The following is a 10551-nucleotide window of genomic DNA, read 5'->3' as shown; positions in this document are numbered from 1 at the left end:
GCATACAGGTCGTCCGGCGCGCCGGGCGGCAGGCTGCCGCTCAGCACGAGATAGCGCGGCGCGGGTTGCAAGGCCGCGATGCGGGCCGCGCAGTCGCGCCACTCGGCGGCCGTGACCGACGGCCCCGGCATCAGGAAACGGTATTCACGCCCCGTCGCGGTCTCGGTCACGCACACGTTCTCGCGCGTCTCGCCGGCAATCCGCAGGCGGACGGACGGCACGTGTTCGGCTTCGAGCAGCAGCGTCAACACGTCGCCCGTCGGCCCGCCCGCCAGGTACAGCGCAACGCAGTCGCCGCCGAGCCGGTGAACGGTCCGGGCGACGTTGATCCCGCCGCCGCCCGGGTCCCGCCTGGGTCGCGCGCAGCGCAGCTTGTGCGTATCGACGATATGTTCGACCGACGTCGAGACATCGACGGCCGGATTCAACGTGACGGTAACGATCTCGGTCATGGCGCGTGGTCGGTGGAAGACACGATTCGCGGGCTTGCGCGGCGCCCGCCCGCGGCCGTGCCGCGTTCCGGCCATCGACGCGGGCCGGCCCTGCCACCACCTTACGCATGCCCCTTCGCACCGCGTTGACGACCGTCAAACGATGCCGCAACCGCGCCGGATTGCGCTCGATCAACGACGCGGGCGGGCAGGCCCTTACAGTGAATCATCCGTCGTCGCCGAGCCCCGCCATGGACGAGCAGCCGCTTTGCACCACCGTGCTCGCCGAGCGCTATGCGCAGCCCGGCGAAACGTCGCGCGCGGCCGTCTTCCAGCGTGTCGCCCGTGCACTGTCACTCGCCGAGCCGCCCGCGCTGCGCGCCCGGGCCGAGCGCACGTTCTTCCTGAACCTGCAGCGCGGCGCGATCGGCGCCGGCCGCATCATGGCGAATGCCGGCTCGACGGCAGGCGGAACGATGATCAACTGCTTCGTCCACCCGCTCGCGGTTCCCGTGGAGACGCCGCTGCAAGGCACCGACGCGGCGCTCGCGCAGGCGCTCGACGACGCCCGGCTCACGCTGCTGATGGGCGGCGGAATCGGCTACGACTTCTCGCCGGTGCCGCCCGCCGGCGCGTACGAACGCCGCCTGTCGTCCGAGCGTGGCGCCTGCGCGGCGATCGACCGCTTCGATGCGATGTGCCGCACGCTGCCGTTCACCGGCCCGCGCCGCGGCGCGCAGATGGGCGTGCTGCGCTGCGATCATCCGGATCTGGCCGCGTTCGTCACGGCCAAGCGCGGGCGATCGCGCTGGCCGACCTTCAACCTGTCGGTCGGCATCACGGACGCGTTCATGGAAGCGGTCGCGCACGATCTGCCATGGGCGCTCGTCCATCACGCGCCGCGCCATGCAGCCGACGTTGCGTCGCCGCGGCGGCAGGACGGGCGCTACCTTCATGCGACGGTTCCTGCTCGCAAGCTGTGGCAAACGATCGTCAACGCCGCACGCGACAGCGCCGAACCCGGGCTGCTGTTCCTCGACACGATCCGCGACGCGAACCCGCTGCGCGAGCACGAGCGGATCGACGCGACGAATCCGTGCGGCGAACAGCCGCTGCCGCCCTACGGCAGCTGCGTGCTCGGGCCGATCGACCTGTCGCGGTTCGTGCTTCATCCGTTCGGCATCGGCGGCGAGCCGCACTTCGATTTCGCGGCGCTTGCCGACGCGGTGCATGTCCAGGTGCGCCTGCTCGACGATGTGCTCGACCTCACCGCATGGCCGCTCGCCGCTCATGCACGTGAAGCGCAGCGGACACGGCGCATCGGTGTCGGCGTGACGGGCCTGGGCGACGCGCTGACGATGCTGCGGCTACGCTACGACAGCGTCGAGGCGCGCGCATGTGCGCGCAGCATCGCGCTGACGATGCGCGAGCACGCGTTTGCCGCATCGGCCGCGCTGGCCGCCGAGCTCGGCGCGTTTCCCGCCTACGATCCGGCCGCTTACCTGACCGGCCCCGCCTACCGCATGCGGCTGCCGCTGAAGGTGCATCACGCGATCGACCGGCACGGGCTGCGCAACAGCCATCTGCTGTCGTTCGCGCCGGCCGGCAGCGTGAGTCTCGCGTTCTGCGACAACTGCTCGAACGGCATCGAGCCGGCCGTCGGCTGGACGCAGCGCCGGATGGTCCGCACGGCAGACGGGCAGGTGCGCGCGTTCCGGGTGCAGAACCATGCTTACCGGCTGTTTCGCGCGCTGCATGGCGACGGCGTCGAGCTGCCGGACTATTTCGCTACCGCGGCCGAGATCGCACCGCTCGATCACGTCGCGATGCTCGCGGCGCTCCAGCCCTGCGTCGACGCCGGCATCTCGAAGACCGTGACGCTGGACAGCCAATGTTCGCTGGCGCAGGTCGACGCGCTGTTCTTCGCGGCGTGGCGCGACCGGCTCAAGGGCATCACGGTGTTCCGCCCCGACCCGCGGCTCGCGTCGGTCGTCACCGACGACACCGCGCAACTGCGCGACGGCGCGGTCTGCATCGGCTGTTGAGCGGCCCGATCGCCGGTCGCGGGTCAGGCCGACGTGTCCGTGGCCGCTACCGGCTCCGCATCGGCTCGCGCCGGCTCGGGCGCCGCGCCGCGATCGTCCGGCGGCGTAATGAGCGCCACCAGCGTGTCGTGATCGATCGACTCGTGCTGCAGCAGGCACCGCGCGATCCGTTCCAGCGCGTCGCGATGCTCGCCGAGCGTCGCCGCGACGCGGACGTGCGCGTCTTCGAGCAGCGCGCGCACCTCCTCGTCGATCAACTGCGCGGTGTGTTCGCTGCACCGGCCGTCGCCCGGCGTCCATACGCCGGGTGAACCGCCTTGCGGCGTCGCGTCGTCCAGCGTCGCCAGGCCGAGCTTCGCGCTCATCCCGTATTGCATGACCATGTGCCGCGCCAGCGCGGTCGCTCGCTCGAGGTCGTTCTGCGCGCCGGTCGACACGTCGCCGAACACGAGTTCCTCGGCGACGCGCCCGCCGAGCAGGACGTCGAGCCGCTCGAGCAGCTCGCTCTTGCGCAGCACGTAGCGATCCTCGGTCGGCACCTGCTGCGTGTAGCCGAGCGCCGCGATGCCGCGCGGGATGATCGACACCTTCTTCACCGGATCGCATTGCACGCGGCTTTGCGCGATGAGCGCGTGCCCCGCCTCGTGGTACGCGATGGTCCGCTTTTCCTCGTCGTTCATCACGCGGCTCCTGCGCTCCATGCCCGTCATCGCGCGATCGATCGCCTCGTCGAAGTCGGCCATGCCGATCGCCGGCTTGCCGAGTTCGGCCGCATGCAGCGCGGCCTCGTTGACGACGTTCGCGAGATCCGCGCCGACGAAGCCCGGCGTGCGCTGCGCCAGCTCGGCAAGGTCGACCTCCGGGGCCAGCTTCACGCGCTTCGTGTGCACGGCAAGGATCTGCTTGCGGCCGGTCAGGTCGGGCCGGTCGATCGCGATGTGGCGGTCGAAGCGCCCGGGCCGCAGCAACGCCGGATCCAGGATCTCCGGCCGGTTGGTCGCGGCCATGATGATCACGCCCGAATTGGCCTGGAAGCCGTCCATCTCGACGAGCAGCTGGTTGAGCGTCTGCTCGCGCTCGTCGTTGCCGGACATCAGGCCGACGCCGCGCGCCTTGCCGAGCGCATCGAGCTCGTCGATGAACACGATGCACGGCGCCTTCTGCTGGGCCTGCTCGAACAGGTCGCGCACGCGTGCCGCGCCGACCCCGACGAACATCTCGACAAACGCCGAGCCGCTGATCGTGAAGAACGGCACGGCCGCCTCGCCGGCCACCGCGCGCGCGAGCAGCGTCTTGCCGGTGCCGGGCGCGCCGACGATCAGCACGCCCTTCGGGATCTTGCCGCCGAGCCGCTGGTAGCGTTCGGGGTTGCGCAGGAACGCGACGATCTGCTGCAGTTCGGCCTTCGCCTCGTCGATGCCGGCGATGTCGTCGAACGTGATGCCGGTTTCCTGCTGCACGTACACGCGTGCCTGGCTTTTGCCCATGCCGCTGAAGTCCCGGACCCCGCCCGGCCTGCGCATCATGAAGCTCCAGAACGTCATGAGGACGATCACCGGCAATATCCACCCGGCAAGCGTTTCCAGCCAGCCCGAATCCGGCACGCCGCGATAGCGGATGCCGGCGGCCGTGAGTTCGGTGACGAGGCGATCGTCAGCGACCCGGTTGGTCGTGAAGCGCCACGGCGGCCCGGCCTTCTTCACGGCGGCCGCGTCGGAGGCCGGCAGGTTCGCAGCGGCCTCGGGCATGCGCAGCACGCCCGAAATCGACGACTGGCCGATGTCCAGATCGTCGACGAGCCGCGCGTCGACCAGGCGGTGAAAGTCGCTGTACGGGATCGACGTTGTTGCCGGCCGGGTCATCAGCAGCTGATACGCCACCAGCGCGGCAAACACGAACGGGATCAGCAGTCCGGAGTAATCGAATGATTTTTTCATCGCATCAGGCCCGCTCGCCGGACACCCCTCCGTTCATGCGTCGTTGCGCGTCCATTGCGCGCGCAGGATGTCCTCGCCATCGCGATAGTGGATCACGAGATCGCCGTGATGCGCATGCAGCAACGCTTCCCCCAGCCGTCGCACCATGTGCACGCCCGTCGTGCGGACGACGAGCGTATCGGCGGATTTCTCGATTTCCATGATGCGTTCGAGCGCGTGCTCGCTCGTCTCCAGAATGGCCTGGCGCTCGAGCAGGTCGAGAATCGTCGCCCGGTGCGCGCACAGGTACACGCCGTGCAGCACCAGTTCGCCCGCCGGCAGGTTTTCCCGCATGCGCTTGCAGGCCGGGCATTCGAGCTGGCGCCGGTCGAGCGGCGTCGCGTACCACGTCCAGCGGCCCGCGTCGCAGACGGCGCCGCAGCCTTCGCAGATCCTGTCGCCCTTCGGCCGCTTCGGATCGCGGTAACTGTCCTTCGTATGCGGCTGCATGCGCCTGTCGTGGCGCAGAGGGTGTCGGCCGGGGCCGGAATTCGAACGGTTCATGACTACGTCTCCTCGCAGTGGACGGCACTGGCGAGCCGTCAGCCGACGGTGAGCCGGTCGACGACCTCCCGGACACCTCTCACCGATCCGGCCGCACCGCACGCGGCGCGCCTTTCGGCGAGCGACGCGACCTTGCCCGTCAACGTGACGACGCCGTCGGCCGCGTCGATCGCAATTCCCGCGGATTCGCGCCGCGCGCGACGCGCAAGCGCTTCGGCGATCCGCGTGCCGACGTCCGGCACCGTGTGGTCCGTGCGCACCCGGATCCGGTTCGCGACGCCGACGACGCCGATCATCCGGCTGACCATCTTTTCCGCTGCCCGGCTCTGGTATGCATGATCGACTTCACCGTCGAGCGTCACGCAACCGTGATCGACCTCGACGCGAATCTTGTGATCGCGCAGCGCCTCCTGCCAGCCGAGCGCGAAGGTGATCGCGATCGCCAGTTCCTGGTCCGCGCACGCGTTCTCCTGCGGTGCAACGTTCAGTTCGAGCACGAGCGCGCGTGCATCCTCGACATGCAGCGCCGTTTTCTGCGCCTCGAGTTTCTGGGCCCAGCTGTCGACCGTGCCGCGCAACGTCACGATCCGGTCGTGTACGTCGACGTCGATCCGCCGTGCATCGACCGCCGGATTCCAGAACAGCGCCTGCTCGACATCCTGCTTGAGTGCTGCATCGGACTTCATTGCCGTCTCCTGTCGGCCCGTGCCGGTCGCGACATTCGCGATCGGCGATGGGGCCGCACCGGATTCAGCATCGCGCAAGGCGGCGCCGGCGGTTTGACGAGGATCAATCAACGCCGTGCTTGCGGCAGCCGCACTCGCGCACACTCGATCCCGATTTTTCCGTTGACGCAGATCAACTGCGCGACGGGGTGCGACGCGATCATGTCCCCGGCCGCCGCGACATTCGTGGCGGCCCGCACGCTTCGTATCGTTGCGACAGCCGCTCCCCGGGAGACCGTCATGAACCGCAGGCAATACCGCATCTCGCTGGCAACGCTCAGCGTATTCATCGCGCTCGCATCGCTGGCCGGCATCATTCACGGCATGCTGTTCGACGAGCGGGTTTTCAGATACTCGATCGTCACGCTGATCCTGAGCATCCTCTCGTTCGCCGTCCTGCTGAACCTCGCCCCTGGCGACCGGCCGTGACGCGTGCGACCGCGTCGGGCCCGGTGCAACCCGCCGGCCCAGGGCCATGTTCCGGCGCGCCTGTCAACCGAAGCACCGCTCGAAACGCATTCCCGCCGAAGTGATGCAGATCAAGGGTAGGAGCGTCAATCGTCGGATATAAGTGAACCCGAAGCGGCGACGCCACGAGGCGGCGCCACCCCGCGTTTCCGTATTCGCCGAGGCTTTCCATGCGCGCCACCGCGCTTCCCGTCGTGTTCCGCATTGCAGCTTCCCGGTACGGGCGTTTCGTTGCGCTCGCAACGGGTATCGGCCTGCTGTCCGGATGCCTGTCGCTCGCCCCGCCGGACCAGCGTCCCGCCGCGCCGATCCCCGCCGCCTTTCCGGATCCGTCGGCCGGCGCCACGCCCGCGGCCGCGCCGGTGCCCGCATGGCAGGACTACTTCGTCGATGCGCGCCTGCGGGCGCTGATCGCGCAGGCGCTGGCCAACAATCGCGACCTGCGCGCGGCCGTCGCGCGCGTCGAACAGGCCCGTGCCGTCTACGGCATCCGCAGCGCGGACCAGTGGCCGACGATCGGCGCCGGCGCGGCCTATGCGCGGTTTCGTGCGCCGGGCGGGTTCCTCACGCCGACACCGTTCATCGGGCAGGTCTACGAGGTGCGGCTGGCCGAGACGCAATGGGAGCTCGATTTCTGGGGCCGCGTGCGCAACCTGAAGGACGCGGCGCTGCAGCGCTATCTCGCGAGCGATGCGGCCCGGCGTGCCGCGACGCTGAGCGTGATTACGTCGGTCGCCAACGCGTACCTGACGCTGTGCGAGTACGACGAGCGCATCGCGCTGACCCGCGCGACGATCGACACGCGCCGCGAGTCGCTGCGGATTTTCCGGCTTCGCCATGCGGCCGGCGCGATCTCGCGCCTCGACCTGACGCAGGCCGAGATCCTGCTGCAGCAAGCGGAATCCCTCGGCGCCCAGTTGCAACAGGCGCGCGCATCGGCGGCCGAGGCACTGGCCCTGCTGGTCGGTGCGCCGCCGGATCTGGCCGGCACGCCGCTCGCGCTCGACGACGACGCCGTCGCGCCGTCGCTCGCCCCCGGCCTGCCCTCGTCGCTGCTCGCGCAGCGGCCGGACGTGATCGCGGCCGAACACGAACTGCAGGCGTCCCGCGCCAACATCGGCGCGGCGCGCGCCGCGTTCTTTCCGCGCATCGCGCTGACGAGCTCGATCGGCTCGGGCAGCAGCGCGCTGCATGAGTTGCTGACGTCCGGCACCGGCGTCTGGTCGGTGATCCCGAACGTGACGCTGCCGCTGATCGACGGCGGCCGCAACCGCTCGAATCTCGCGCTCGCGCACGCCCAGCACGACGAAGCGCTCGCGCGGTACGAGCGGACGATCCAGAGCGCGTTTCGCGACGTGTCCGATGCGCTTGCGTCCCGCTACTGGCTGGCCGACGAGGTGCGTATCGAGCGCGCCACGCTGGATTCGCAGGCCGAACGGGCCCGCCTCGCGAAGCTGCGCTACGACAGCGGCGCCACCCGCTTCCTCGAGGTGCTCGACGCGCAGCGGGACCTGATGAACGCGGAGCAGCAATGGGTGATGACGCGTCGCGCGCTGTTGTCGAGCCGCGTCGCGCTGTACGGCGCGCTCGGCGGCGCCACGTACGACGGCGACGCGGCTCTCGCGCGACCGACCAACGAATCGACGAATCCGGATTCCACACGATGAAAACCCTCAAGCGCCCTCTTCTGATCGGGGCAGGCGTCGCCGTGCTCGCGATCGGCATCACGTATTTCGGATGGACGCGCTGGCGTGACGGGCAGGCCGATGCCGGCCTCGTGAGCGGCAACGGCCGCATCGAGGCGACCGAAATCGACGTCGCGACCAAGCTGCCGGGGCGCGTCACTGCGATGCTCGTCGACGAAGGCGACTTCGTGAAGGCCGGGCAGCCGCTCGCGCGCATGGACGTGGTCGTCCTGCAGGCACAGCTCGACGAGGCGCGCGCCCGGGAGGCGCAGGCCGTGAACACGGCGGCGAGCATCGACGCCCAGGTCGCGCAGCGGCGCAGCGACAAGGCGGCGGCCGAGGCCGTCGTCGTCCAGCGGGAAAGCGAACTGGATGCGGCGACGCGGCGGCTCGCGCGCTCCGAAACGCTGTCGCGCGACGGCGCGTCGTCGATGCAGGAACTCGACGACGATCGCGCGCGCGCCGGCAGCCTGCGGGCGACCGTGAATGCCGCGCGCGCGCAGGTGCAGGCAGCCCAGGCCGCGATCGACGCAACCCGGGCCCAGCTGGTCGCCGCGCACTCGGCGGTGACGGCCGCGCAGGCGACCGTCGCGCGCGTGCAGGCCGACATCTCGGACAGCGACCTGACCTCGCCGCGCGACGGGCGCGTGCAGTATCGCGTGGCCGAATCGGGCGAGGTGCTGCCGGCCGGCGGCAAGGTGCTCAACGTGGTCGACCTGTCGGACGTCTACATGACGTTCTTCCTGCCCGAGACGGTCGTCGGCCGCGTGCCGCTCGGCGCCGACGTGCGGATCGTGCTCGACGCCGCGCCGGAATACGTGATTCCGGCCCGCGTGTCGTACGTGTCGAGCACCGCGCAGTTCACGCCGAAGACGGTCGAGACGGCCACCGAGCGGCAGAAGCTGATGTTCCGGGTGAAGGCGCGCATCGACCGCGACCTGCTGCAGCGCCACCTGAAGCTCGTCAAGACCGGGCTGCCGGGTGTCGCATGGCTGAAGGTCGATCCGAACGCCGCGTGGCCCGCGCGCCTCGCGATCAAGGTGCCGCAATGAAATCGGCGCTCCCGGCCGATACGGGTGCCGGCGCGACCGAAACGCCGCCGGCACCCGCGCCGGTCGCACGGCTGTCCGGCGTCTCGCTGCGCTACGGCGACAAGGCCGCGCTCGACGACGTGACGCTCGACATCCCGGCCGGCCGCATGGTCGGGCTGATCGGCCCGGACGGGGTCGGCAAGTCGAGCCTGCTCGCGCTCGTGTCCGGCGCACGCGCGATCCAGCAGGGGCGCGTCTGGGCCCTCGGCGGCGACCTGGCGTCGCGCCGTCATCGCGCGCGCGTGTGCCGGCGCATCGCGTACATGCCGCAGGGCCTGGGCCGGAACCTCTACGCGACGCTGTCCGTCGAGGAAAACCTGCAGTTTTTCGCGCGGCTGTTCGGTCACGATGCGGCGGAGCGGCGCCGCCGGATCGACGCGCTCACGCGCAGCACTGGCCTTCACCCGTTCCTGGATCGCCCCGCCGGCAAGCTGTCCGGCGGCATGAAGCAGAAGCTCGGCCTGTGCTGCGCGCTGATCCACGATCCTGACCTGCTGATCCTCGACGAACCGACGACCGGCGTCGATCCGCTGTCGCGCGCCCAGTTCTGGGAACTGATCGCGCGCATCCGGGCCGCCCGCCCGGCGATGAGCGTGCTGGTGGCGACCGCGTACATGGACGAAGCCCGGCGCTTCGACCGGCTGATCGCGATGGACGCCGGGCGGGTGCTGGCGACCGGCAGCCCGGACGAGCTGCTGGCCCGCACCGGGTGCGACACGCTCGAAGGCGCATTCGTCGCGTTGCTCCCGGACGCGCAGCGGCGCGGGCACGAGCCGATCCGGATCGCGCCGTTTCAGCCCGAACCCGCCGCCGGCTACGCGATCGAGGCCGACGGGCTGACGATGCGGTTCGGCGATTTCGTCGCGGTCGATCACGTGAGCCTGCAAATCCGCCGCGGCGAGATCTTCGGCTTCCTCGGCTCCAACGGCTGCGGCAAGTCGACGACGATGAAGATGCTCACGGGCCTGTTGCCGGCCTCCGAAGGCACGGCGACGCTGTTCGGCCAGCCGGTCGCGGCCGACGACATCGACACGCGCCGGCGGGTCGGCTACATGTCGCAGGGGTTTTCGCTGTATGGCGAGCTGACCGTCCGGCAGAACCTCGTGCTGCATGCGCGCCTGTTCGGCGTGCCGGAGGCGGACGTGCCGGGGCGGGTCGACGAAATGGCCGGGCGCTTCGGGCTCACCGGCGTACTCGACGCGTTACCCGAAAGCCTGCCGCTCGGCATGCGGCAGCGGCTGTCGCTCGCGGTCGCGATGGTGCACAAGCCCGAACTGCTGATCCTCGACGAGCCGACGTCGGGTGTCGATCCCGTCGCGCGCGACGACTTCTGGCGGCTGATGATCGAGCTCGCCCGGCAGGATCGCGTGACGATCTTCATCTCGACGCACTTCATGAACGAAGCCGAGCGCTGCGATCGCATCTCGCTGATGCACGCGGGCCGGGTGCTCGCCAGCGCGTCGCCGGGGGAACTCGTGCGCATGCGCGGCGCCGGCACGCTCGAGGAGGCGTTCATCGCGTACCTGACCGACGCGCAGCGTGCGGACAGCGTTCCGATGGACGCCGCGTCCGACGCGGGCTGGCTGAGCGCGCCGCCCGAGGCCCCCGCCGCCCGGGCCGGCGCCG

Annotated in this window: 9 protein-coding genes; 5 read left to right on the top strand and 4 right to left on the bottom strand. The window is 70.2% G+C overall.

The genetic code is table 11. The annotated features are described in order from the left end of the window. Positions 1 to 452: 1-phosphofructokinase family hexose kinase (locus DPV74_RS34450; protein WP_240440069.1), on the bottom strand; the 452-nt coding region annotated here is incomplete at its 3' end. Positions 453 to 682: 230 nt separating this feature from the next. Between DPV74_RS34450 and DPV74_RS34445 the strand changes: the two genes are divergently transcribed. Continuing rightward, the gene (locus DPV74_RS34445; protein ID WP_119338819.1) at positions 683 to 2476 is read left to right on the top strand and encodes an adenosylcobalamin-dependent ribonucleoside-diphosphate reductase; all 1794 of its coding nucleotides are present in this window, start codon (positions 683 to 685) and stop codon (positions 2474 to 2476) included. Between the two features lie 23 nt (positions 2477 to 2499). Here DPV74_RS34445 and ftsH read toward each other — a convergent pair whose 3' ends face one another. From ftsH to DPV74_RS34430, 3 genes are read right to left on the bottom strand one after another with little or no spacing between them, the layout of a single operon-like run. Further along, complete coding sequence (gene ftsH, locus DPV74_RS34440; protein WP_119338818.1) at positions 2500 to 4413, bottom strand: ATP-dependent zinc metalloprotease FtsH; 1914 nt, start codon at positions 4411 to 4413, stop codon at positions 2500 to 2502. Positions 4414 to 4446: 33 nt separating this feature from the next. Continuing rightward, on the bottom strand, positions 4447 to 4956 hold the full coding sequence (locus DPV74_RS34435) for a BCAM0308 family protein (protein WP_091923010.1): 510 nt from the start codon (positions 4954 to 4956) through the stop codon (positions 4447 to 4449). 38 nt (positions 4957 to 4994) lie between these two features. Beyond that, positions 4995 to 5642, bottom strand: a complete 648-nt coding sequence (locus tag DPV74_RS34430) for a BON domain-containing protein (protein WP_091923100.1) — start codon at positions 5640 to 5642, stop codon at positions 4995 to 4997. A 279-nt stretch (positions 5643 to 5921) separates the two neighbouring features. Between DPV74_RS34430 and DPV74_RS34425 the strand changes: the two genes are divergently transcribed. The 4 genes from DPV74_RS34425 to DPV74_RS34410 form a co-directional block, all read left to right on the top strand. Then, on the top strand, positions 5922 to 6110 hold the full coding sequence (locus DPV74_RS34425) for a DUF2964 family protein (protein WP_027792317.1): 189 nt from the start codon (positions 5922 to 5924) through the stop codon (positions 6108 to 6110). Positions 6111 to 6319: 209 nt separating this feature from the next. After that, complete coding sequence (locus DPV74_RS34420; RefSeq protein WP_091923009.1) at positions 6320 to 7816, top strand: efflux transporter outer membrane subunit; 1497 nt, start codon at positions 6320 to 6322, stop codon at positions 7814 to 7816. Next, entirely contained in the window at positions 7813 to 8886 is a 1074-nt protein-coding gene (locus DPV74_RS34415) for an HlyD family secretion protein (RefSeq protein ID WP_027792315.1), read from the top strand. The genes DPV74_RS34420 and DPV74_RS34415 overlap by 4 nt, the downstream gene beginning before the upstream one ends. Then, on the top strand, positions 8883 to 10551 hold a 1669-nt coding region (locus tag DPV74_RS34410; RefSeq protein WP_240440068.1), incomplete at its 3' end, for an ATP-binding cassette domain-containing protein. The genes DPV74_RS34415 and DPV74_RS34410, both read left to right, overlap by 4 nt.

The sequence above is a fragment of the Burkholderia sp. HAN2018 genome (assembly GCF_024704855.1).
GTDB classification, from domain to species: Bacteria; Pseudomonadota; Gammaproteobacteria; order Burkholderiales; family Burkholderiaceae; genus Burkholderia; species Burkholderia cepacia.
This window is presented reverse-complemented; position numbering and strand designations above follow the sequence as displayed.

Coding starts and splice junctions, on each gene's coding strand:
- DPV74_RS34435 (WP_091923010.1), bottom strand. CDS start 4,956: ATGAACCGTTCGAATTCCGGCCCCGGCCGACACCCTCTGCGCCACGAC.
- DPV74_RS34415 (WP_027792315.1), top strand. CDS start 7,813: ATGAAAACCCTCAAGCGCCCTCTTCTGATCGGGGCAGGCGTCGCCGTG.
- DPV74_RS34420 (WP_091923009.1), top strand. CDS start 6,320: ATGCGCGCCACCGCGCTTCCCGTCGTGTTCCGCATTGCAGCTTCCCGG.
- ftsH (WP_119338818.1), bottom strand. CDS start 4,413: ATGAAAAAATCATTCGATTACTCCGGACTGCTGATCCCGTTCGTGTTT.
- DPV74_RS34430 (WP_091923100.1), bottom strand. CDS start 5,642: ATGAAGTCCGATGCAGCACTCAAGCAGGATGTCGAGCAGGCGCTGTTC.
- DPV74_RS34425 (WP_027792317.1), top strand. CDS start 5,922: ATGAACCGCAGGCAATACCGCATCTCGCTGGCAACGCTCAGCGTATTC.
- DPV74_RS34445 (WP_119338819.1), top strand. CDS start 683: ATGGACGAGCAGCCGCTTTGCACCACCGTGCTCGCCGAGCGCTATGCG.